General features: G+C 71.4%; 18 protein-coding genes and 2 pseudogenes. 11 read left to right on the top strand and 9 right to left on the bottom strand.

Annotation, left to right across the window (positions count from 1 at the left end):
* Positions 1-20: 20 nt before the first annotated feature.
* On the bottom strand, positions 21-995 hold the full coding sequence (locus ABZ624_RS35285; protein WP_360098415.1) for a hypothetical protein: 975 nt from the start codon (positions 993-995) through the stop codon (positions 21-23).
* Positions 996-1,015: 20 nt separating this feature from the next.
* On the opposite strand from ABZ624_RS35285, the gene ABZ624_RS35280 reads away from it, so the two are divergent.
* From ABZ624_RS35280 to ABZ624_RS35255, 6 genes are all read left to right on the top strand, one after another.
* The gene (locus ABZ624_RS35280) at positions 1,016-2,233 is read left to right on the top strand and encodes a CapA family protein (RefSeq protein WP_360098413.1); all 1,218 of its coding nucleotides are present in this window, start codon (positions 1,016-1,018) and stop codon (positions 2,231-2,233) included.
* A 203-nt stretch (positions 2,234-2,436) separates the two neighbouring features.
* Positions 2,437-4,770: a HAMP domain-containing protein gene (locus ABZ624_RS35275; RefSeq protein WP_360098411.1), complete on the top strand. Its 2,334-nt coding sequence runs from the start codon at positions 2,437-2,439 to the stop codon at positions 4,768-4,770.
* Between the two features lie 6 nt (positions 4,771-4,776).
* Positions 4,777-6,405 (top strand): poly-gamma-glutamate synthase PgsB, encoded by a 1,629-nt coding sequence (pgsB, locus tag ABZ624_RS35270; RefSeq protein WP_360098409.1) that lies wholly within the window; start codon positions 4,777-4,779, stop codon positions 6,403-6,405.
* Positions 6,402-6,884 carry a poly-gamma-glutamate biosynthesis protein PgsC/CapC gene (locus ABZ624_RS35265; RefSeq protein WP_351251157.1) on the top strand — a complete coding sequence of 161 codons (483 nt, stop codon included), beginning with the start codon at positions 6,402-6,404 and terminating at the stop codon, positions 6,882-6,884. The genes pgsB and ABZ624_RS35265 overlap by 4 nt, the downstream gene beginning before the upstream one ends.
* 37 nt (positions 6,885-6,921) lie before the next feature.
* Positions 6,922-7,974 (top strand): NlpC/P60 family protein, encoded by a 1,053-nt coding sequence (locus ABZ624_RS35260; protein ID WP_360098407.1) that lies wholly within the window; start codon positions 6,922-6,924, stop codon positions 7,972-7,974.
* A 46-nt stretch (positions 7,975-8,020) separates the two neighbouring features.
* On the top strand, positions 8,021-9,037 hold the full coding sequence (locus tag ABZ624_RS35255; RefSeq protein ID WP_360098405.1) for a hypothetical protein: 1,017 nt from the start codon (positions 8,021-8,023) through the stop codon (positions 9,035-9,037).
* Between the two features lie 117 nt (positions 9,038-9,154).
* On the opposite strand, the gene ABZ624_RS35250 is transcribed toward ABZ624_RS35255, so the two are convergent.
* Together ABZ624_RS35250 and ABZ624_RS35245 are read right to left on the bottom strand one after the other, a co-directional pair.
* Positions 9,155-11,284, bottom strand: a complete 2,130-nt coding sequence (locus ABZ624_RS35250; protein WP_360098403.1) for a 3-hydroxyacyl-CoA dehydrogenase NAD-binding domain-containing protein — start codon at positions 11,282-11,284, stop codon at positions 9,155-9,157.
* Positions 11,281-12,498: an acetyl-CoA C-acyltransferase gene (locus ABZ624_RS35245; RefSeq protein ID WP_360098401.1), complete on the bottom strand. Its 1,218-nt coding sequence runs from the start codon at positions 12,496-12,498 to the stop codon at positions 11,281-11,283. Before ABZ624_RS35245 ends, ABZ624_RS35250 begins: the two co-directional genes overlap by 4 nt.
* A 154-nt stretch (positions 12,499-12,652) precedes the next feature.
* Between ABZ624_RS35245 and ABZ624_RS35240 the strand changes: the two are divergent.
* A pseudogene (locus ABZ624_RS35240) lies at positions 12,653-12,766 on the top strand (carbohydrate ABC transporter permease); the annotation flags it as partial.
* A gap of 16 nt (positions 12,767-12,782) precedes the next feature.
* Here ABZ624_RS35240 and ABZ624_RS35235 read toward each other — a convergent pair.
* The 3 genes from ABZ624_RS35235 to ABZ624_RS35225 form a co-directional block, all read right to left on the bottom strand.
* Complete coding sequence (locus ABZ624_RS35235; RefSeq protein WP_360098399.1) at positions 12,783-14,072, bottom strand: ribonuclease D; 1,290 nt, start codon at positions 14,070-14,072, stop codon at positions 12,783-12,785.
* 133 nt (positions 14,073-14,205) lie between these two features.
* Positions 14,206-14,862: a response regulator transcription factor gene (locus ABZ624_RS35230; protein WP_351211103.1), complete on the bottom strand. Its 657-nt coding sequence runs from the start codon at positions 14,860-14,862 to the stop codon at positions 14,206-14,208.
* 288 nt (positions 14,863-15,150) lie between these two features.
* Complete coding sequence (locus ABZ624_RS35225; RefSeq protein ID WP_360098397.1) at positions 15,151-15,828, bottom strand: DUF3000 domain-containing protein; 678 nt, start codon at positions 15,826-15,828, stop codon at positions 15,151-15,153.
* A gap of 86 nt (positions 15,829-15,914) precedes the next feature.
* On the opposite strand from ABZ624_RS35225, the gene hemE reads away from it, so the two are divergent.
* Positions 15,915-16,973, top strand: coding sequence for a uroporphyrinogen decarboxylase (gene hemE, locus ABZ624_RS35220; protein WP_360098395.1), 1,059 nt, complete (start codon positions 15,915-15,917; stop codon positions 16,971-16,973).
* A gap of 1 nt (position 16,974) precedes the next feature.
* Here the strand turns inward: hemE and ABZ624_RS35215 are convergent, their stop codons facing one another.
* Positions 16,975-17,799 carry a rhomboid family intramembrane serine protease gene (locus ABZ624_RS35215; RefSeq protein ID WP_360098393.1) on the bottom strand — a complete coding sequence of 275 codons (825 nt, stop codon included), beginning with the start codon at positions 17,797-17,799 and terminating at the stop codon, positions 16,975-16,977.
* Positions 17,800-17,890: 91 nt separating this feature from the next.
* On the opposite strand from ABZ624_RS35215, the gene ABZ624_RS35210 reads away from it, so the two are divergent.
* A complete protein-coding gene (locus ABZ624_RS35210; protein WP_351251173.1) occupies positions 17,891-18,154 on the top strand; it encodes a hypothetical protein in 264 nt (87 codons plus the stop codon).
* 4 nt (positions 18,155-18,158) lie between these two features.
* Here the strand turns inward: ABZ624_RS35210 and ABZ624_RS35205 are convergent, their stop codons facing one another.
* Both ABZ624_RS35205 and ABZ624_RS35200 read right to left on the bottom strand, forming a co-directional pair.
* Complete coding sequence (locus ABZ624_RS35205) at positions 18,159-19,571, bottom strand: FAD-dependent oxidoreductase (RefSeq protein ID WP_360098391.1); 1,413 nt, start codon at positions 19,569-19,571, stop codon at positions 18,159-18,161.
* A gap of 69 nt (positions 19,572-19,640) precedes the next feature.
* Positions 19,641-19,799 (bottom strand): annotated as a pseudogene (locus ABZ624_RS35200) (DUF4349 domain-containing protein); the annotation flags it as partial.
* 159 nt (positions 19,800-19,958) lie between these two features.
* On the opposite strand from ABZ624_RS35200, the gene hemG reads away from it, so the two are divergent.
* On the top strand, positions 19,959-21,458 hold the full coding sequence (hemG, locus tag ABZ624_RS35195; protein WP_360098389.1) for a protoporphyrinogen oxidase: 1,500 nt from the start codon (positions 19,959-19,961) through the stop codon (positions 21,456-21,458).
* Positions 21,459-21,463: 5 nt separating this feature from the next.
* Positions 21,464-22,195, top strand: coding sequence for a hydrogen peroxide-dependent heme synthase (hemQ, locus tag ABZ624_RS35190; RefSeq protein WP_360098387.1), 732 nt, complete (start codon positions 21,464-21,466; stop codon positions 22,193-22,195).
* Positions 22,196-22,218: the final 23 nt, after the last annotated feature.

Raw genomic sequence — 22,218 nt, 5'->3', positions numbered from 1 at the left:
CTGTCGCGTCCGTGGCAGGATCAGTGTGTCACGGGTGTACCGGCCCACCGGCGTGTGATCTCGCCGACCGCGGCAGCCGCCCGCTCGGCGGGACGCCCGCCCGCGCGTACCCCGGGGGAGAACTCGACGTGCAGGAAGGGCACGTGGTCGTCGTCGGCCACCTGGCCCTGCACGTTCGTGCGGCCCTCCAGCGGACAGGAGCGCGCCCAGGCCCGGCACACCTGGAAGCCGTGACCGCGCAGGGCGTCGGCCAGGTCGCGGCCCTCCCGCCGGCCCGCCGACCCGGCGCCGGTGGAGGCGATCACGTCGTAGCCGGGCGCGGCGGAGGCGGCGAAGCCGTGCAGCTGGATCCCGGGCATCCCGCGGCGGGCCAGCTCGGCGCAGATGGCGTGGAAGACGGTGTCCTCGCGGTGCGCCACGTCCGCGGAATTACCGACTCCGGATTTGCGATGTGCACCTGCGATCACCAGGATCCCGCCGGGCGAGCCGCGCAGCACCCGGACGCCCAACTGCTCGGTACCCAGATCGAAGCCGGGGTGCGGGACCTGCACCGACCAGCTCGGGCGGTGGTCCAGATCGAGGTAGACCCGGCCCCAGCCGCGCGGCGTCACGGCGGAGTCGGTGCGGTCGGCCACCTCCGTGTAGCGGTGCCCGGAGGGCCGGTCGAAGACCGTGCGCACCGTGAAGTCCCTTTGCGAAAGGCGCTTTTCCGCTTGGTCGCGGTGGCCGTCCAGCAACAGGCCGACCGCCGCGGCGATGTCCTCGCGGTCGGCCCGGCCGGGATGCAGATACCCCCGGTCGGGGCCGAAGCGGCTTGTGTAGTCCGCCACCTCGCGCGCCAGGTCGACCTGCGCGACGCCCGTCGGGGCGGGCCGGCCGGCATGGCCGGCGCCGTCGCCCTTGGCGCGGAGCAGGGCGGTGAGACCGGCGGCGAGACCGGCGATGACGAGCAGAATTGTTGCGATCGTTATGGCGCGTGAGCGATGGGCTCTCATGGTTGTATCAAGATATCTTGGTGAACAGACGCCGTAGCCGGACCCTGCTGTCCCTGCTGACCCCGCTCTCCCTCCTCGCGGCCACCACCGGCTGCGGTCTCCTCTCGGACGACGCCGGCGGCCAGGGTGGCGGGCGCTCCTTCACCGTCGCCGCCGCCGGAGACATCCTGATGCACCCCGAGCTGGTCGACCAGGCACGCAAGGACGCCAAGCGCACCGGCAAGGGAGTGGACGGCCTGGACTTCGGGCCGATGATGGCGGGCATCAAGCCGCTGATCAGCAAGGCGGACCTGGCGATCTGTCACTTCGAGCCGGTGATGGGCCCGGCGAAGGGCCCCTTCGAGGGCTTCCCGGACTTCCAGGTGCCGCCGCAGCAGGCGAAGACGATCAAGGACATCGGCTACGACACCTGCTCCACCGCCTCCAACCACACCCTCGACCACGGCTACGAGGGCGTGAAGCGCACCCTGGACGCGCTGGACGCCGCCGGTCTGAAGCACACCGGCTCCGCCCGCACCGAGAAGGAGGCGAACACCCCGCTGATCATGGACGTCAAGGGCGTCAAGGTCGCGCAGATCTCCTTCGCCTACGGCTTCAACGAGCCGCACACGCTGCCGAAGGGCAAGCCGTGGCTGGCCAACGAGCAGGATCTGGGCCGGATCAGGGCCGCCGAGCGGCGGGCCCGCAAGGCCGGTGCCGAAGTGGTGATCCTGTCCCTGCACTGGGGCCGCGAGCACCATCCGGAACCGTCCGCCGGGCAGATCTCCTTCGCCCGGCAGATCGCCCGGAACACCGGCATCAACCTGGTCATCGGGCACCACGCGCACGTGGTGGAGCCGATGGAGAAGGTCGACGGCACCTGGATCAGCTACGGCCTCGGAAACCAGATCGCCCGGCACGAGGTGCCGACGGGGCTGACCGAGGAGGGCGTGATCGCCTGGTTCACGTTCACCGAGCGGGGCAAGGGCCACTGGGACGTCCAGCCGCGCTTCGAGCCGACGCTGCTGACGATCCCGCCGGACGCCGAGAACGTCCGGGACGGCGGCACCGCCGACTACTCCGGCGACGACATGCGGGACTACCGCCTGCTGGACGTGCCGGCCGCGCTCCGCGCCGACCACGGCCTGACGGACGCCCAGAAGGCGCGGCTGCGGCTGGCCTTCGAGCGCACCGAGGGCACCCTGCTCAACCGCGGCGCGGCGGCGGACGGACTGAAGCCGCTGACGCCGCTGCCCTAGCCTCATTTGTCCATTTTTGTTTGGTGGTTGAGTGATGTTGCCTAGATCACGTCCGACTTACTGCAACTTAACCCCCCGCTTACATGTCTGAGCTTTCTGGGCGCGGTCTTACCATCCACGCGCCCGGACCGCATTTCCTGAGAGGACGTTCTGTGGCGTCACCGCCCACGGCGCGGCAGCACCGAGCCCGCCGCCGAGCCGACATGTCGCTGATCGGAGGCATCCGCCCGCCGATCGCGGTCCTTTCGGCACTCCTGTTGACGCTCGCCGCCATCACGGCACTCGTGCTGGGCCGTGTCGACGACGCCGGGGTGCCGAAGGCGGTACTGACGTCCCAGCAGCACTTCGCCGAGGACGGCGCCATCGCGCTGCGCGCCTCCATCGACGAGTCCGTCACCGACGTCACCCGCTCCGCCGCGCTGTTCAGCGCCGGGCAGCCGGTCTCCGGCGACGCCGTCCTCGACAAACTCGGCAGCACCTACCAGAAGTGGATGGGCACCGCCGTCGTCGAGATCCGCACCGGCAAGCTGGTCGCGGCCCGCGGCGAGACGGTGCCGCTGACCGACGTGGACCTCTCCGGCCTCAGCGGCGACGACGGACTGGCCCCGCGCATGGTCCGGCTGAAGAACGGCGAGGTGCGCCTGCTCTCCTTCGGCCTGCTGACCTGGCCGGGCAGGCCGCAGCTGCTGCTGGTGGCCTCCAGGAACCTGAAGTTCCCCGGCATCAGCCTCGGCCAGTTCCGCTCCATCGCCGTCGTCGACGCCGGCGGCGCGATCCTCAGCAGCGACGGCATCGCCGACCCCGCGTCGGCCCGCAACAGCACCGACCGCAAGGACCTCACGGCCTCCCGCAAGCAGCTGAAGGACTTCGCCCAGGCGGTGGCCCGGCGGGCGCAGCAGGACCCGCGCAGCAGCAGGGAGCCCGGCAGCGGCGGCTACCAGGGCGTCAGCGGCAGCCTGCTCGGCGGCAAGCTGCTCGGCGACCGGTCCGTCGCCGGATACGCCACCCTCGCCGCGGCCGAGCCCGGCGAGAGAACCACCGCCTCCGGGCTCGGCCTGTCCGTGGTCTCCATGGTCAAGGTGACCGAGGAGTCCGCCCCGGCCGGCTCCCCGGTGTTCGGAGTGCTGGCGGCCGGCGCGCTGCTCGTCGTCGGCGCCCTGGCCGTGGCGGTGCTGCTGGGCACCGTGCAGCGCCCGCTCATCCGGCTGTTCCTGGAGTCCCGCCGGCTCACCCGCGGCGATCTGACCCGGCCGGTCACCGTCCCGGGCCACGGCGAGGCGCACCGCATCGGAGGTGCTCTGGAACGGCTGCGCCGCCAGCTGCTCGGCGAGAGCGCCGAGGCCACCGGCCCGGCCGAGAGCCCACGGGGGCTGCGCCGGGTGGACACGCGGGCCTTCCTCGCGGTCTGCGCGGTGCTCCTGCTGGCCTGGTCGGCACCGCTGATGCTGCTGTTCAACCGCGCGGACAACACGGCCGACGTCCCCCGGCAGCTCGTCAACGACCAGCGCGAACGCACCGACACGCTCAGCGACCGGGTGCGCCGCGCGGTCAACGAGGGCGACGTCGACCTGCAGTCGGTCGCCTCGCTGATCGGCGACAAGACCTCGCCCGAGGCCATGGAGACGGTGCTGGAGGACACCTACAACGAGAACAGGCGCTACCGCTCCCTCTACGTCGTCGACTCCCACGGCGCGATCCAGGCCCGCGAGGGAAAGACGCCCAAGGTGGAGCAGTCCGACCGGGTCTCCGGCAAGCCGGTCCGGCTGCTGGGCCACGGCGGCAAGGAGCCCGTGGTCGTCGCCACCGCCGAGATACCCGGCCGCAACGGCGCCCAGCTGGTCGGCGAGTTCCGCGTGGAGTTCTTCAACGCGCTGCTGACCCGGCCGGGCCTCGGCGTGGTCCGGCTGGTGGACGACCAGCACAAGATCATCGCCGGAAACACCGGCTTCCTCGCCTTCCAGTCGCTGCCCGACGACCACCTGAAGGACCTCGTCGCGGCCAGCGCCCAGCGGCTGGGCAAGAAGCCGCAGCCGAGCGGCGTGCTCTACCGCGAGCACGGGGTGCGGATCGCCGCCGCCGCGCCGTTCTCCGGCAGCGGCACGGCCGAGTCGCTGCACTGGAGCGTGGTCAGCTGGCAGCCCGTCGACCGGCTCGCCATCCCGCAGTACGACGCCCAGAACCGCACCGTCCTCGCCGGTCTGCTCGGTGCCGCCGCGGCCGCCGCCTGTCTGGGCTGGCTGCATATCGTGGTGGCCCGGCCGCTGCGCAGCCTGGCCGACCGGGCCGAAGCGCTGGCCGGAGGCGACCGCAAGACCGTGCTCTTCCCGCAGCACCACGACGAGGTCGGCGCCGTCACCCGCTCCCTGGAACTCATCCGGCAGCAACTGCAGGACCAGCGCCGGCAGCAGCCCGGCCGCACCCTGCCCCCGCCGTCCGCCGGGCAGCAGTCCACGCCACGCCAGGACCCGCCCGGGCAGCGGAGCACGCACCAGGACCCGCCCCGGCAGCCCACGCCCCAGCAGTACACAAGGAACTGATCACCCGTGCTCTTCCTCTACACCGTGCTGCTGGTCTGCTGTGCGATTCTGCTCGCCGCGGGCGTCGTGGAGCAGCGGCGGCACTTCGCCAACCTGGAGAACATCCCCACCCGGGTGCTGGTCAACGGCATCCGCGGCAAGTCCTCCATCACCCGGCTGTGCGCGGGCGCGCTGCGCGGCGGCGACCTGGTGACCGTCGCCAAGACCACCGGCACCGCGGCCCGCTTCATCCACCCGGACGCCACCGAGGAGCCGGTCTACCGCAAGTTCGGCATCGCCAACGTGGTCGAGCAGATCGGCATCGTGCGCCGGGCCGCCGCATACAAGCCGGACGCGCTGGTCATCGAGTGCATGGCCGTCATGCCGGCCCTGCAGGAGATCAACCAGTCCAAGCTGATCCGCTCCACCATCGGCGTGCTGTGCAACGTCCGTGAGGACCACCTCGCCGAGATGGGCCCCACCCTGGACGACGTGGCCCGCTCGCTGTGCCGCTCGATGCCCGAGGACGGCATCTGCGTCACCGCCGAGAAGGATCGTTTCCACATCCTCCAGGAGGAGGCGGACGCCCGTAACTGCAAGCTGATCTACGCCGACCCGGAGACCGTCACCGACGAGGAGCTGCGCGGCTTCAGCTGGTTCACCTTCAAGGAGAACGTGGCCATCGCCCTCACGGTCGCCGAACTCCTCGGTGTGGACCGCGAGACGGCCCTGCAGGGCATGTACGACGCCCCGCCGGACCCGGGTGTCCTCTCCGTCGAGCGCTACCGGACGCACGAGGGCAAGAAGCTGCGCTTCGCCAACGTCTTCGCGGCCAACGACCCCGAGTCGACGCTGATGAACATCAACCAGCTGCTCGACCTCGGCGCCATCCACCGCCCGCTCAACGTGGTCGTCAACTGCCGTCCCGACCGCGTCGAACGCAACGGGCAGATGGGCGAGATCATCCCCGACCTCGATCCCGAGCGGGTCTTCGTCATCGGCCACCCGGCCAAGTCCGCCATCGACGCCATCCCCGCCGAGTTCCGCTCGCGCGCCGTCGACCTCGGTGGCGACAAGCGCGACCCCGGGGAGTTCATGGGCAAGATGCTGGACATGCTCGGCCCGGACTCGTCGATGGTTGCGATCGGCAACATCCACGGTCAGGGCGAGATCCTGCTGGAGCACCTCGCCGAACTGCCGCCGGACGACAGCGCCGACGAACCGGTGGCCGCCACGGCCCCGGCCGGCCGGTCCGAGGCGGCCCCCGCCGTGGTCGAGCACGTCGAGACCATGCAGCTGTACGCGCCCCGCCTCGACCCCTTCCAGGGCTACCCGGAGGCGTACGAGTCCCGCTACGCCCAGCAGCCGTACATCCAGCCGCTCCCCGCCCAGCGGGCGGCTGCAGACCCGTACCCGCAGGGGGAGCGGACGAGTCAGGCGCCGTACGACCGGACGTACGCCCACGACACATGGACGCAGCCGCAGCCGCAGTCGCACGACGGCGACCGGCCCGCCCCCGCCGTCCCGCAGGAACCCGCGGACAGCGGCCGGACGCCCGAACAGGCCGCGCCCCGCGGGCTGTTCGAACCCCGCGTCCCGCCCCAGTCTTCCGCCGACGACAGCCAGCAGTGGCACAGCCCAGGAGAACAGCGTTGATCCCCTCCGTCCTCACCCCCGAGATCGCCGCGATCGGCATCGGCCTGGGCCTGATGTTCTCGCTCATGTGCTACCTGACGACCAATCTGTCGCCGGGCGGCATGATCACCCCGGGCTGGCTCGCGCTCACCCTCATCGAGGACCTCCAGCGCGCCGCCCTGGTCATCGGCGTGACCGTGCTGACGTACCTCGCCACGCTGCTCATGCAGAAGTTCGTGATCCTGTACGGCAAGCGGCTGTTCGCGGCCGTCGTGCTCAGCGGCGTGCTGATCCAGGCCACCGTGATCATCGTGCTGCAGATGGAGTTCCCGCTGCTGTACGCGAACCAGACGCTCGGCTTCATCGTCCCCGGCCTGATCGGCTATCAGCTGGTCCGTCAGCCCAAGGGCGCGACGCTGCTGTCCGTCGCGTCGGTCTCGCTGGCCACCTATGTGGTCCTGACCGCCGGCATCCTCCTGGGCGCCATGCCGACCGCCTGAACCCTTCCGTACCTCACGTACCCCTGGAGCCTCCACCATGCCGAAGCGCAAAGGCCGGCCCGTCCTCCACGCGGCGACGGTCCTGGCGCTGCTCGCGGGCAGCGCGTACTTCACCTACGAGCTGCGCAAGGACGAGCAGGCGAAGCTCCCGGCCGCCCAGACGATCACCGAGAACCTGCAGAGCTCGGGCAAGGCGACCGGCAAGCAGACCTGGGAACGGCTGAACAACCCGGCGCGCTCGGTGCTGCGCGACGGCAAGGGCGCCGTCATCGCCACCTTCACGGACGGCGCCCGTACGGCCACCCTCAAGGGCCCGACGCGGACCTTCACCGAACCGGCCAACACCACCACCAAGGTGGTCACCGACGACTGGGTCCGGCTGATGCCGGACACCTGGGCCAAGGGTGCCGAGAAGCAGCAGTGGTTCAAGGACTGGTTCAAGCAGTACTACGGCAGCGAGGAGGACGACGTCTTCGCCTTCGCCTTCTCGTACATCCAGGGCGCGCCGGTCAAGAAGGACGACCAGGGAGTCCAGTACGCGGGCCATGCCACCTACGGCCCCCTCAGGGCCGACGGCGTCGACCGCTACGAACAGACCGACTTCTACGACTACCTGGGCATCCCGTACACCTTCCGGGACGGGGTGACGATGTACCCGCAGAAGGACCGGCTGCGCGCCGTGGACTGCTCCGGCTATCTGCGGCTGGTCTACGGCTACCGGGCCCGCTACCCGCTGATGTCCGACAACACCCACGGCGACGGGCTGCCGCGCACCGCCGACGGCATGGCCCGCGGCAAGGAGGGCGTCGACATCATCAAGCTCCAGGGGCCGAGCCCCTGGTATGTGCAGCCGAAGAACATCGACGTCCTGCAGCCCGGCGACCTGCTGTTCTTCAAGATGGACCACCGCACCGCCAACCACATGGACCACTCCGCGATCTACCTCGGCCCGGACACCGAGGGCCACAAGGTCTTCATCTCCAGCCGCAAGGAGCAGAACGGACCCACCATCGGCGACCAGGGCGGTGTCTCGCGCCTCGACGGCAACGGCTTCTACGCCAAGCTGTTCCGCAGCGCGAAGCGGCTGTGAGCAGGCGGGCGAGGGCCGCTGCCGGCCCACGGCTTGGAGTGATCCGGTGAACGGCGACTGGCTCCTGCGCGGCCGTGACGGCCGGCTCAGTGTCTACCAGCTGTCGGGCGACGCCGTCCTGGTGCGGGCGGAGCGCGAGCCCGGCGGCCCCTGGACCGAACCGCGGAGGGTGGGCGGCGATCAGCGGCTGCATCCCTCGGCCGGTGTCGGCCGGGGCACGGACGGCTATGCCCATCTGGTGGCCTGGCGGCCCACGGCCGAGGGCGAGTCGGGCCTGGTGCACTCCACGCACTTCCGCCCGTTGCTCGCGCCCCTGGACTGGAACCCGATCGGTCATCCGAAGAAGAAGGGCGACCGTACGGGCACACCGGCCGTCACCGTCGACGCGCAGGGCCGCGCCCATGTGTTCGTCCGCAACAACGGCGCGGGGGTGCACCACATCGTCCAGGTGGAGAAGGGCGGCTGGGAGCCCTGGAGGGACCTGCGGGGCAGCAAGGTCCAGGACGGCCTGGCGGCGGTGACCGGGGAGTCCGGCAGGGTCGAGGTGTACGCGGCCGTTCCCGACGGCATCCTGCACTGGCGCCAGGAGGAGCCGGGCGCCCGGCCGGTCATGCAGGAGCCGCTGAAGGCCCCGGTCCGCCCCGGCACACTGCGCGCCCTCGTGACCTCACCCGAGAGCACGACGGTCTTCTTCACGGACATCTCGGGGGACCTGTGCGCCTGGCGCCCCGGCGGCAAGCCGGCGGTCCTCCTGCCCGCGGCGGGCCCCGGCCCGGTCGCGGCGGTCCGCTGCGAACTCGACGGCCACGACTGCACCCTGCTCGCCCAGCGCTCGGAGAGCGGGCGCGTCGCCTTCGCCGCCTATCCGACCGAACTGGAGTCGGCGGGCGCCTGGTGGACCGAGTCGGGCCCGCGCCTGCCCGTGGACGCGACGGTGTCCCTCAGCACGGATGCCGACGGCCGGGTGACGGCGGCGACGTTGTCCCCGTCCACGGGCCAACTCCTGCTGACCCGCCGCAAGGACGAGCCGGGGCTTGCGCTGGAGGCGTGGCGGCAGGTCTGAGCCGCCCGGCCGCACGCCTGCCGTGTCCCCTGGTTCGCGCTCCGACCCGGCACGCGCAAACGCCGGGTGCCCGCACCCCGACAGGAGTACGGGCACCCGGCGTTCACCGGTCCAGCGTTACGCCGGCACGCTCGCGACGCCCGGGGCCAGGAACTTCTTGCCGTTCACCCGCTCCGAGACGCCCTCGCGGTCCAGGTACGGCGTGATGCCGCCCAGGTGGAAGGGCCAGCCGGCGCCCGTGATCAGGCACAGGTCGATGTCCTGGGCCTCGGCGACGACGCCCTCGTCGAGCATGAGCCCGATCTCCTGCGCCACCGCGTCGAGCACCCGCGCCCGCACCTGCTCCTCGGTCAGGACGACATCGCCCTGCTTCAGCAGCGCGGCGACCTCCGGGTCCAGCTCCGGCTTGCCGCTGTCGTAGACGTAGAAGCCGCGCTTGCCCGCCTTGACGACGGCCGCGAGGTTCGGGGAGACCGTGAAGCGGTCCGGGAAGGCCCGGTTGAGGGTCTCCGAGACGTGCAGGCCGATCGCGGGGCCGACCAGCTCCAGCAGCACCAGCGGGGACATCGGCAGACCGAGCGGCTCGACGGCCTTCTCGGCGACCTCGACCGGGGTGCCCTCGTCGATGACGTTCTGGATCTCGCCCATGAAGCGGGTCAGGATGCGGTTCACGACGAACGCCGGGGCGTCCTTGGTCAGGACCGCGGTCTTCTTCAGCTTCTTGGCGACGGCGAACGCGGTGGCCAGCGAGGCGTCGTCGGTCTTCTCGCCGCGGACGATCTCCAGCAGCGGCAGGACCGCGACCGGGTTGAAGAAGTGGAAGCCGACGACCCGCTCGGGGTGCTTCAGCTTCGACGCCATCTCCGACACGGAGAGCGAGGAGGTGTTGGTCGCGAGGATCGCGTGCGCCGGGGCGACTGCCTCGACCTCCGCGAACACCTGCTGCTTGACACCGATCTCCTCGAACACGGCCTCGATGACGAAGTCCGCGTCGGAGAAGCCCTCGGCCTTGTCCAGGACACCGGTGACCAGCGCCTTGAGGCGGTTGGCCTTGTCCTGGTTGATACGGCCCTTGCCGAGCAGCTTGTCGATCTCGGCGTGGACGTAGCCCACGCCCTTGTCGACGCGCTCCTGGTCGATGTCGGTCAGTACGACCGGCACCTCCAGGCGGCGCAGGAAGAGCAGGGCGAGCTGCGAGGCCATCAGACCGGCGCCGACCACGCCGACCTTGGTGACCGGGCGGGCCAGGTTCTTGTCCGGGGCGCCGGCGGGACGCTTGCCGCGCTTCTGGACGAGGTTGAACGCGTAGATACCGGAGCGCAGTTCGCCACCCATGATCAGGTCGGCGAGGGCCTGGTCCTCGGCGTCGTAACCCTGCTGGAGGTCACCGTTCTTGGCGGCGGCGATGATGTCGAGGGCGCGGTAGGCGGCCGGAGCCGCGCCGTGCACCTTGGAGTCCGCGATGAAGCGGCCCTTGGCGACGGCCTGGTCCCAGGCCTCGCCACGGTCGATCACCGGGCGCTCGACCTCGATGTCGCCCTTGAGCACCTGGGCGGTCCAGATCAGCGACTGCTCCAGGAAGTCGGCACCCTCGAAGATCGCGTCGGCGATGCCGAGCTCGAAGACCTGCTCGCCCTTGAGCTGCTTGTTCTGGTTCAGGGAGTTCTCGATGATGACCGAGACGGCCTTGTCGGCGCCGATCAGGTTCGGCAGCAGCGCGCAGCCGCCCCAGCCGGGCACCAGGCCGAGGAAGACCTCGGGCAGCGAGAACGCCGGGATCGCCTTGGAGACGGTCCGGTAGCTGCAGTGCAGACCGACCTCGACGCCGCCGCCCATCGCCGCGCCGTTGTAGTAGGCGAAGGTGGGCACGGCCAGCTTGGACAGGCGCTTGAAGACCTCGTGGCCGCCCTTGCCGATGGCGAGCGCGTGCTCGTGCTCCTTCAGCAGCTCGACGCCCTTGAGGTCGGCGCCGACCGCGAAGATGAACGGCTTGCCGGTGATGCCGACACCGACGATCTCGCCGTCGGCCGCCTCCTTCTCGACCTGGTCGATGGCGGTGTTCAGGTTCGCCAGCGACGCCGGGCCGAAGGTGGTCGGCTTGGTGTGGTCCAGGCCGTTGTCCAGCGTGATCAGCGCGAAGCGGCCGGCGCCGGACGGCAGGTCGAAGTGGCGCACGTGCGCACTGGTGACGACCTCGTCGGGGAACAGGTCGGAAGCCTGCTTCAGAAGCTCGGCGGTGGTGCTCACTTGTCCCCCTCGAAGTGCGGGTTCTCCCAGATGACCGTCGCGCCCATGCCGAAGCCGACGCACATGGTGGTCAGGCCGTAGCGGACGTTCGGCTGCTCCTCGAACTGGCGGGCCAGCTGCGTCATCAGCCGGACGCCGGAGGAGGCCAGCGGGTGACCGAAGGCGATGGCGCCGCCGTACTGGTTGACGCGCTCGTCGTCGTCCGCGATGCCGTAGTGGTCGAGGAAGGCCAGCACCTGCACGGCGAAGGCCTCGTTGATCTCGAACAGACCGATGTCGGAGATGGACAGACCCGCCTTGGCGAGGGCCTTCTCCGTTGCCGGGATCGGGCCGTAGCCCATGACCTCCGGCTCGACACCCGCGAAGGCGTACGACACGAGCCGCATCTTCACCGGCAGGTTGTTCTCGCGGGCGAAGTCCTCGCTCGCGATGATCGACGCGGTGGCACCGTCGTTGAGACCGGCCGCGTTACCGGCGGTGACCCGGCCGTGCACACGGAACGGCGTCTTCAGGCCGGACAGGTTCTCCAGGGTGGTGCCCGGGCGCATCGGCTCGTCGGCGGTGACCAGGCCCCAGCCGGTCTCGCCGGCCTCGGGGCTGGTGCGGCGCACCGAGATCGGCACCAGGTCCTGCTGGATCTTGCCGTTGGCGTACGCCTTGGCGGCCTTCTCCTGCGAGCGCACCGCGTACTCGTCGGCGCGCAGCTTGGTGATCTGCGGGTACCGGTCGTGCAGGTTCTCCGCGGTCATGCCCATGAACAGGGCGGACTCGTCGACCAGCTTCTCGGAGACGAACCGCGGATTCGGGTCCACGCCCTCGCCCATCGGGTGGCGGCCCATGTGCTCCACGCCACCGGCGATGACGGCGTCGTAGGCACCGAAGGCGATCGAACCGGCGGTCGTCGTCACGGCGGTCAGGGCGCCGGCGCACATGCGGTCGATCGAGTAGCCGGGCACGGACTGCGGCAGACCGGCGAGGATCCCGGCGGTGCGGCCGAGCGTGAGCCCCTGGTCACCGATCTGCGTGGTCGCGGCGATGGCGACCTCGTCGATCTTCTTCGGGTCCAGACCGGGGTTGCGGCGCAGCAGCTCCCGGATCGCCTTCACGACGAGGTCGTCGGCGCGGGTCTCGTGGTAGATGCCCTTCGGGCCCGCCTTGCCGAACGGGGTGCGGACGCCGTCGACGAAGACGACGTCCCTGACGGTACGAGGCACGATGGCTCTCCTCCAGATGCGGGATGGCACTGCCGCGCTGCGCTGAGCGCGCGCTCAGAACCCATGCTACTTACGAGTAACGTGACTGCCCAGTCCCCTCGGCTGGAGCGGTGAACGTCACACTGGTGGGCTCTGCACAACGGTGAGTCGTCGTTGGATGCCGTCCCGGGATCTTGGCGTGATCTCGACGTCCCGGTTCCGCTTCCGCGGCCCCTGCGGGGCCCACTGGGAGATCATCTCCGCGGGAACGGTCCTGGTGATCCTCCCGCGACGAGGTGAGGTCCTCAGGCTCCCTTGACCGACAGCGCCGAAACCAACACCGGCGTCACCAGCTCCACCTGCCACGCCCGCGCGCCGTACCCCGCCAGGGCGGCCCCCACGGAGCCGGCGTCCACCACCTTCGGCGGCTCCCAGCAGATGCGCCGCACCGTGTCCGGAGACACCAGATTCTCCTGGGGCATGGTGAGCTGCTCGGCAAGAGCGGTCACCCCCGCCCGGGCCGCCGACAACCGCGTCGCGGCGACGGGATCCTTGTCCGCCCAGGCGCGCGGCGGCGGAGGCCCCGTCACCGCCTGCCCGGGCTGCGGCAGCGCATTGTCGGGCAGGGCCTTGGCCCGGTCCACCGCCGCCTGCCACTGCTCCAGCTGCCGCCGCCCCATGCGGTGCCCGAACCCGTTCAGCGCGGCCAGGGCGTGCACATGGGCGGGCAGAGCGAGCGCGGCCTCCACGATGGCCGCGTCACTCAGCACCTTGCCGGGGGACACATCCCGGCGCTGAGCGATACGGTCCCGCGTCTCCCACAACTCCCGCACGACACCGAGCTGCCGCCTCCGACGTACCTTGTGCATCCCGGACGTGCGCCGCCACGGGTCCTTCCTCGGCTCGGCCGGGGGAGCAGCCGCGATCGCGTCGAACTCCTGCAGGGCCCACTCCAGCTTGCCCTGCCGGTCCAGCTCCTTCTCCAGGGCGTCGCGCAGGTCGACGAGGAGTTCCACGTCGAGCGCGGCGTACCTCAGCCACGGCTCGGGCAGCGGCCGGGTCGACCAGTCGACGGCGGAGTGGCCCTTCTCCAGGACGAAACCGAGGACGCTCTCGACCATCGCGCCGAGGCCGACCCGGGGGAACCCGGCCAGCCGGCCGGCCAGCTCGGTGTCGAAGAGCCGGGTCGGGACCATGCCTATCTCGCGCAGGCAGGGCAGGTCCTGGGTGGCCGCGTGCAGCACCCACTCGACGCCGGACAGCGCCTCGCCGAGCCCGGACAGGTCGGGACAGGCCACGGGGTCGATCAGCGCGCTCCCGGCGCCCTCGCGGCGCAGCTGCACCAGATAGGCCCGCTGGCCGTAGCGGTAGCCGGAGGCGCGCTCGGCGTCGACGGCGACCGGGCCGGAGCCCGCGGCGAAGGCGGCGACCACCTCGGCGAGCGCGGCCGCGTCGGTGACGACGGGCGGAATGCCCTCGCGGGGTTCGAGCAGCGGTGTCGGCGCCCCTGTCACAGAAGATCCGGCGTCGTCCGGAGGGGTGCCTCCGGTGGTGCGCAGGGAGCTGTCTGCTGCGGTCTCTTGGGCGTCGGTCACCTGTCAAGGGTATCCGTGCGGGGACGTCGCCCGTCGCCGGAACGTTCCGTCGACGGGCGCGGAATGGTCGTAAACCAGTCAGGCCGGTGAACGGTGCGGTTCACATGAGTGAACCGGCCGCGCTCCGAACGGCTCAGTGGATGATCCCGGTGCGCAGGGCCACGGCCACCATACCGGCCCGGTCGCCCGTGCCCAGCTTGCGGGCGATGCGGGCGAGGTGGCTCTTGACGGTCAGTGCGGACAGGCCCATCGAGACGCCGATCGCCTTGTTGGACTGGCCCTCCGCGACCAGCCGCAGCACCTCGACCTCGCGTCCGGACAGCTCGCGGTAGCCGCCCGGGTGACTCGGGGCACCCGGGGGGCGGCGGTGCATCCGGGCGGCGCCGAGGGGAGCGGCGCCGGGCCGGGCGGGCAGGCCGAGGTTGGTACGGGTGCCGGTGACGACGTACCCCTTGACCCCACCGGCCAGGGCGTTGCGCACGGCGCCGATGTCGTCGGCGGCGGACAGGGCCAGCCCGTTGGGCCAGCCCGCGGCGCGGGTCTCGGACAGCAGGGTCAGGCCGGAGCCGTCGGGCAGGTGGACATCGGCGACGCAGATGTCGCGCGGGTTGCCGATGCGGGGGCGGGCCTCCGCGATGGACGAGGCCTCGATGACATCGCGCACGCCGAGAGCCCACAGATGACGGGTGACGGTGGAACGGACGCGCGGGTCGGCCACGACCACCATGGCGGTCGGTTTGTTCGGGCGGTAGGCGACCAGGCTTGCGGGCTGCTCGAGGAGAACGGACACCAGGCCTCCTGGGTGGGGGACGGGGCCGGCTTGGGGGAGGAAGCCGGGACGAACCGTGCTTTCAAGGTCACAGTCGTCTTCGGCAGCAAACTCGTCCGCCTTTAGAGAATGATCACGATCTAGTGAGTAACAATCTGCGCAATTCGGACGCACGATCGATCATCCGAAGATCGAGTCGGCCCGAGCGGATGCGATTCCGGGTCGGAAAGTGGCCGTATCGACAAAGGGATGGTCAATAAGGCGCCCATGCGGATGACGCCGCCGGCACCCGCCGGCCGGCTCACCTGATCACCGTGGCTGCGGGCCCCTGCGCTGCGGCAGCGTCACCACCGAGGCGTCGCCCGGACCGGCCGGCGGCAGGCCCGCGACCTGGGCCAGCAGATCGCACCAGGAGACCAGATGGGAGGCCGTGTCCGGCACCCCGCCGAGCCCCTCGCGGGGCGTCCAGGACGCCCTGATCTCGATCTGCGAGGCCGACGGACGGTCGGCGAGACCGCCGAAGTAGTGGCTGCTCGCGCGCGTGATCGTCCCGCTCGGCTCGCCGTAGCCGAGCCCCCGCGCCTGCAGCGCACCCGTCAGCCACGACCAGCACACCTCGGGCAGCAGCGGATCGGCCGCCATCTCCGGCTCCAGCTCCGCGCGCACCAGCGTCACCAGCCGGAACGTTCCGCGCCAGGCGTCATGGCCTGCCGGGTCGTGCAGCAGCACCAGCCGTCCGTCGGCCAGCTCCTGCTCGCCGTCGATCACCACGGCCTCCAGCGCGTACGCGTACGGGGCGAGCCGCTGCGGGGCGGGCGTGGGCTCCACCTCGACCTGCGGCCGCAGCCGGCTGCTGCGCAGGGCGTCGACCGCGGCCCGGAAAGCCGGCGGACCCGAGGTGCTCGCGCGCCGGTCCGCCTCCTCGGTGTCCTTCACGTCGTCCATTCCGTCAGCGCTGTCCGACATTCGTCCGTGAGCCGCAGCCATGCGGGGAAGAGTAAGGGGAAGCGAGGCCTTGTGCAGGGCAAGACACCCCGCGCCGTCGCCCGCTGCCCTCGTGCGAGACTTGCCCCGTGACCGCCAACGACAGCATGCAGCCGACAGCGACGTACGACAGCGCCTTCCTCAAGGCGTGCAGGCGCGAACCCGTGCCGCACACGCCGGTGTGGTTCATGCGTCAGGCCGGCCGCTCCCTGCCCGAGTACCGCAAGGTGCGCGAGGGCATCCCCATGCTCGAGTCCTGCACGCGGCCCGAGCTGGTCACCGAGATCACGCTGCAGCCGGTGCGCCGGCACGGCGTGGACGCGGCGATCTACTACAGCGACATCGTCGTCCCGCTCAAGGCCATCGGTATCGGCCTGGACATCAAGCCCGGCATCGGCCCGGTCGTCGAGGAGCCCATCCGCACCCGCGCCGACCTGGCCCGGCTGCGCGACCTCACGCCCGAGGACGTCTCCTACGTCACCGAGGCGATCGGCCTGCTCACCAAGGAGCTGGGCGCCACCCCGCTGATCGGTTTCGCGGGCGCGCCTTTCACCCTCGCGAGCTACCTCGTCGAGGGCGGTCCCTCGCGCACGTACGAGAACGCCAAGGCGATGATGTACGGCGACCCCGAGCTGTGGGCCGACCTGCTCGACCGCCTCGCGGACATCACGGCAGCCTTCCTGAAGGTGCAGATCGAGGCCGGCGCGAGCGCCGTCCAGCTGTTCGACTCCTGGGTCGGCGCCCTCGCCCCGGCCGACTACCGGCGCTCGGTCATGCCGGCCTCCGCGAAGGTCTTCGACGCCGTCGCCGGCTACGGCGTTCCGCGCATCCACTTCGGTGTGGGCACCGGTGAGCTGCTGAAGCTCATGGGCGAGGCCGGCGCGGACGTCGTCGGCGTCGACTATCGCGTCCCGCTGGACGAAGCGGTGCGCCGCGTCGGGCCCGGCAAGGCGCTGCAGGGCAACCTCGACCCGACGGTGCTGTTCACCGACAAGGACACCGTCGAGACCAGGGCCCGCGAGGTGCTGGACGCGGCCGCCGGCCTGGAGGGGCACGTCTTCAACCTCGGTCACGGCGTCATGCCGAACACCGACCCGGACGCGCTGACCCGCCTCGTGGAGTACGTCCACACACAGACGGCACGCTGAGTCACCACGTGTACCGGGGCCGGGCCCGCCTGCCGAACAGCAGGCCGCGCGGCTCCGGCGGTGGTGGCGTGCCGGGCTTGAGCGGCCAGGCGAGCAGCATGCCCGCCACGAAGCCGACCACGTGCGCCGCGTACGCCACCGTGCCGGCTCCGGACACACCGTGCCCGGACGAGTACACCGCCTGCAGCACGAACCAGAAGCCCAGCACCAGCCAGGCGGGCAGCCTGAGCGGCAGGAAGACCAGGAACGGCACGAGGACCCAGACCCTCGCCCCCGGCCACAGCACGATGTAGGCGCCGAGGACCCCGGCGATCGCGCCCGACGCACCGATCAGCGGGTCCCCCGACGTGGCGTTGAGCAGCGCGAAGCCGTAGCCGGCGGCGTAACCGCAGACGACGTAGAAGAGGAAGAAGCGGATGTGGCCCATCCGGTCCTCGACGTTGTTGCCGAAGATCAGCAGGAAGAGCATGTTCCCGAGCAGGTGCAGCCAGCTGCCGTGCAGGAACATCGCCGTGAAGACCGACAGCGGCGGCGACTTGTCGTAGGACGGCGGTGCCACGACGCAGCCCGGGCCGTGCGGGCCCACGCCGACGTCTCCCGTCGGGACCAGCCGGGGTATCCGATGGTGGATGAGCTCTCTGGGGACCGCCGCGTAGTGGTCCATGAAGGCGTGCAGATGGCACAGCTGTGCCAGGTCGCTGCCGCCGGCCACGGAACCGGCCATGCCGGGCGTGGTGACGAACACGAGGACGTTCGCGGCGATCAGCGCGTACGTCACCCAGGGGGTGCGGCGCACCGGGTTCACGTCATGGACGGGGATGACCACACAGAAGTAGTGCCCGGGACGGGGCGGGCGAATCGGTGAACGCCGTCGGGCGGGCGTGCGTATCTTCCGTCAACCGATGTGAGGACAGGCGATGAGCGAACGAGTTACTCCCATGCATGCTCTGCCCGACGGCGAGGCGGAGCTCTCCCTGGTCGTACGGCTCCCGTGGGAGGACGTCGCGCGGCTCGGTCAGGAAGCGGGACGGCTCGCTTCGCAGATGCAGCGGCCCGTGACGCTGGACGAGGCCGTGAGCTACCGGCTGCGGTCCGCCCGGCCGACGGCGACTCATGCGAAGCCGTCCGGGGAGCAGCCGGCCGCTGTTTCCGCTCTGCCGCGGATCAGCGGGACGGCCTAGGCCCCTAGGAGACGCGGATCTTCGCCGCCGCCTTTCTCGCTGCCACCAGTACCGGGTCCCATACCGGTGAGAAAGGCGGGGCGTAGCCCAGGTCCAGGGCCGTCATCTGGTCCGCCGTCATCTGCGCGGTCAGCGCCACCGCGGCGATGTCGACCCGTTTCGCCGCGCCCTCCCTGCCGACGATCTGGACGCCCAGCAGCCGGCCCGTGCGGCGTTCGGCGAGCATCTTGACCGTCATCGGGGAGGCACCGGGGTAGTAGCCGGCGCGGCTGGTGGACTCGATGGTGACGGTCTCGTACCGCAGGCCCACCCGCTGGGCGTCCTTCTCGCGCAGGCCCGTGCGCGCGATCTCCAGGTCGCAGACCTTGCTGACCGCCGTGCCGACCACGCCCGGGAAGGTGGCGTAACCGCCGCCGATGTTGCTGCCGATGACCTGGCCGTGCTTGTTGGCATGGGTGCCGAGGGGGATGTACTGCTCCTGGCCGGAGACCAGGTTCAGCACCTCCACGCAGTCGCCGCCCGCCCAGATGTTCTCGTGGCCGCGCACCCGCATCGCGAGGTCGGTGAGCAGGCCGTCGTGGGCGCCGAGCGGGAGGCCCGCGGCCCTGGCGAGCGCGGTTTCCGGGCGGACACCGATGCCGAGGACCACCACGTCCGCGGGATACTCGGCGTCCTCGGTGGCGACCGCGCGGGCCCGGCCGTCCTCCCCGGTGAGGATCTTGGTGACCTCGGCGTCGTTCACCATGGTGATGCCGAGGCCCTCCATGGCCCGGTGCACCAGCCGGCCCATGTCCGGGTCGAGCGTCGACATGGGTTCCCTGCCGCGGTTCACGACGGTCACCTCGAAGCCGCGGTGGAGCAGTGCCTCTGCCATCTCCACTCCGATGTAGCCCGCCCCCACGACCACCGCTCGGCGGCCACGCGTGCGTGCCAGCGTGTCCAGCAGGGCCTGGCCGTCGTCCAGGGTCTGCACGCCGTGCACGCCGGGGGCGTCCGCGCCGGGCAGGTCGGGGCGGACCGGGCGCGCGCCGGTCGCGATGACGAGTTTGTCGTACGGCGTCCAGGACTCGGCGCCGGAATCGACGTCACGCGCGCGTACCCGCTGTCCGGCCACGTCGATCTCCGTGACCTCCCTGCGCAGCCGCAGATCGATGCCCCGCGCGCGGTGTTCCCCGGGTGTGCGGGCGATCAGGGCGTCCCGTTCGGGGACGTCACCGCCCACCCAGTACGGGATGCCGCACGCCGAGAAGGAGGTGAAGTGGCCGCGTTCGAAGGCCACGATCTCCAGTTCGCCGGGCCCCTTCAGCCGGCGCGCCTGCGACGCCGCGGACATGCCCGCGGCGTCGCCGCCGATGACGACCAGCCGTTCCCTGCCGCTGCCGCTGCCGCTGCCGCCCCGCCCACCGCTCATGGTCATGGGACCACGCTACGGGGCGGGGGCATGCCAGTCCCGGCCGGGCTGCTCCGGCGAGGGCTGCGGCACCGGCGCCTCCAGGCCGGCCTCGCCACTCCTCAACTCGCCCTCCAGCACGGCGACATCGCCCGGCCTGGCCGCCCGGACCATCAGCGCCCGGACCCGGTCCACGCCGGCCCGCTGCGACTCGACGCGGCTGTCCACGTCCACGACCTGGCCGGTGACGTCCTCGGATCCCCGCCAGGGCCCTGGTGGGGCGTAGGGGTCATGCGGAACGTGGTGGCCGGGCCCCTACGACCGCCGGACGCCCCGGAACGTTCGGACAGCGGCCCGGTGCGGAGGACCTCGGGCTCCGGCCGCAGTGTCAGTGGGGTCTGAGAGAGTGGGGGCATGAGGGGAACGGGTACGCGTACGGGGCATGTCGTCGTCATCGGAGCCGGTATCGCCGGGCTGGCCGCCGCCCACCGGCTGCTCGGGCGCGGCATGCGCGTGACGGTGCTGGAGGCCTCCGGCCGGGTCGGCGGCAAGCTGCTGGCGGGCGAGATCGCGGGTGTGCGGGTCGACCTGGGCGCCGAGTCGATGCTCGCCCGCCGCCCCGAGGCGGTGGCCCTGGCGCGGGAGGTGGGCCTCGCCGGCCGGCTCCAGCCCCCGGCCACCGCCAGCGCCTCGATCTGGACCCGCGGCGCCCTGCGCCCCATGCCCAAGGGCCATGTCATGGGCGTGCCCGGCACCGCCGCCGCGCTCTCCGGGGTGCTGTCCGACGAGGGTCTCGCCCGCATCGGGCGCGAGGCCGACCTGCCGCGCACCGAGCTCGGCGACGACGTGGCCGTGGGGGAGTACGTGGCTGCCCGGCTCGGCCGCGAGGTCGTCGACCGCCTGGTCGAGCCCCTGCTCGGCGGGGTGTACGCGGGCGATGCGTACCGCATCTCGATGCGCTCGGCCGTCCCGCAGCTCTTCCAGGCCGCCCGCGCACACGCCTCCCTCACGGAGGCCGTCCGCGACATCCAGGCGAAGGCCGCCGCCGCCCAGCAGACCGGGCCGGTGTTCATGGGCATCGAGGGTGGGGTGGGCAGCCTCCCGCTCGCGGTCTGCGAGTCGGTGCGGGCGCGCGGGGGAGAGATCCTCACCGGGACGCCGGTGCGCGAGCTGCGCCGGGGCGGGACGGCGGAACCGGGCCCCGAGAGCGGGGGAGCGGAGGCACCCGGGGAGACGGCGTGGCGCGTCGTCGCCGGTGACCGCGTGCTGAACGCGGACGCGGTCGTCGTCGCCGTCCCCGCGAGCGCGGCCGCCGGCCTCCTGCGAGCCGAGGCCCCGGCCGCGGCGACCGAACTCGCCGCCGTCGAGTACGCCTCGATGGCCCTGGTCACCCTCGCCTACCGGCGCGCGGACCTGAAACTCCCCGAGGGCAGCGGCTTCCTCGTGCCGCCCGTCGACGGACGCACCATCAAGGCCTCGACCTTCGCCTCGCAGAAGTGGGGCTGGATCGCCGAGGAGGAACCCGACGTGGTCGTCCTGCGCACGTCCGTCGGGCGGTTCGGCGAGACGGAGATCCTCCAGGCCGACGACGCCGCCCTGGCCGAGGTGTCCCGGCACGACCTGCGGGAGGCCACCGGCCTGGACGCCGTACCCCTTCAGACCCGGGTCACCCGCTGGACCGACGGACTGCCGCAGTACCCGGTCGGGCATCACGCGCGCGTGGCCCGTATCCGCGAGCACGTCGCCGAGCTGCCGGGCCTCGCGGTGTGCGGCGCGCAGTACGACGGCGTGGGCATCCCGGCGTGCATCGCGAGCGCGTACGCGGCGGTGGATCAGCTGGGGGGTGACCTGAGCGGAATCCGGGAGCTCACGGCCAACCCGGTGCAGAGCCTCCACGGCGGAGCGGGAGAATAGGGACCATGAGTGACGACGCCCCCACCACCGAGTCCGGCAGGATCCCGAACAAGGGCAAGCTGGCCAAGGACCTCAACGAGGTCATCCGCTACACCCTGTGGTCGGTCTTCAAGCTGAAGGACGTGCTGCCTCAGGACCGCGCCGGTTACGCCGACGAGGTCCAGGAGCTGTTCGACCAGCTCACCGCCAAGGACGTGACGATCCGCGGCACCTACGACGTCTCCGGCCTGCGCGCCGACGCCGACCTCATGATCTGGTGGCACGCCGAGACCAGCGACCAACTGCAGGAGGCGTACAACCTCTTCCGCCGCACCAAGCTCGGCCGCGCGCTCGAGCCCGTGTGGTCCAACATGGCGCTGCACCGCCCGGCCGAGTTCAACCGCTCGCACATCCCGGCGTTCCTCGCCGACGAGACGCCCCGCAACTACGTGAGCGTCTACCCGTTCGTGCGCTCCTACGACTGGTATCTGCTGCCCGACGAGGACCGCCGCCGCATGCTCGCCGACCACGGCAAGATGGCCCGCGGCTACCCCGACGTGCGCGCCAACACGGTCGCCTCCTTCTCCCTCGGCGACTACGAGTGGGTCCTGGCCTTCGAGGCCGACGAGCTGTACCGCATCGTCGACCTCATGCGCCACCTGCGCGCCTCCGAGGCCCGCAGGCACGTCCGCGAGGAGATCCCGTTCTACACGGGCCGCCGCAAGGACATCGCGGACCTGGTGGCGGGCCTGGCCTGACGGCGCCCCGAGGGGCAGCGCCC

The organism is Streptomyces sp. NPDC007205 (genome assembly GCF_040634095.1).
Taxonomy (GTDB): domain Bacteria; phylum Actinomycetota; class Actinomycetes; order Streptomycetales; family Streptomycetaceae; genus Streptomyces.
Note: the sequence above shows the minus strand (reverse complement) of the source record. Positions and strands in the feature narration are given on the sequence as shown.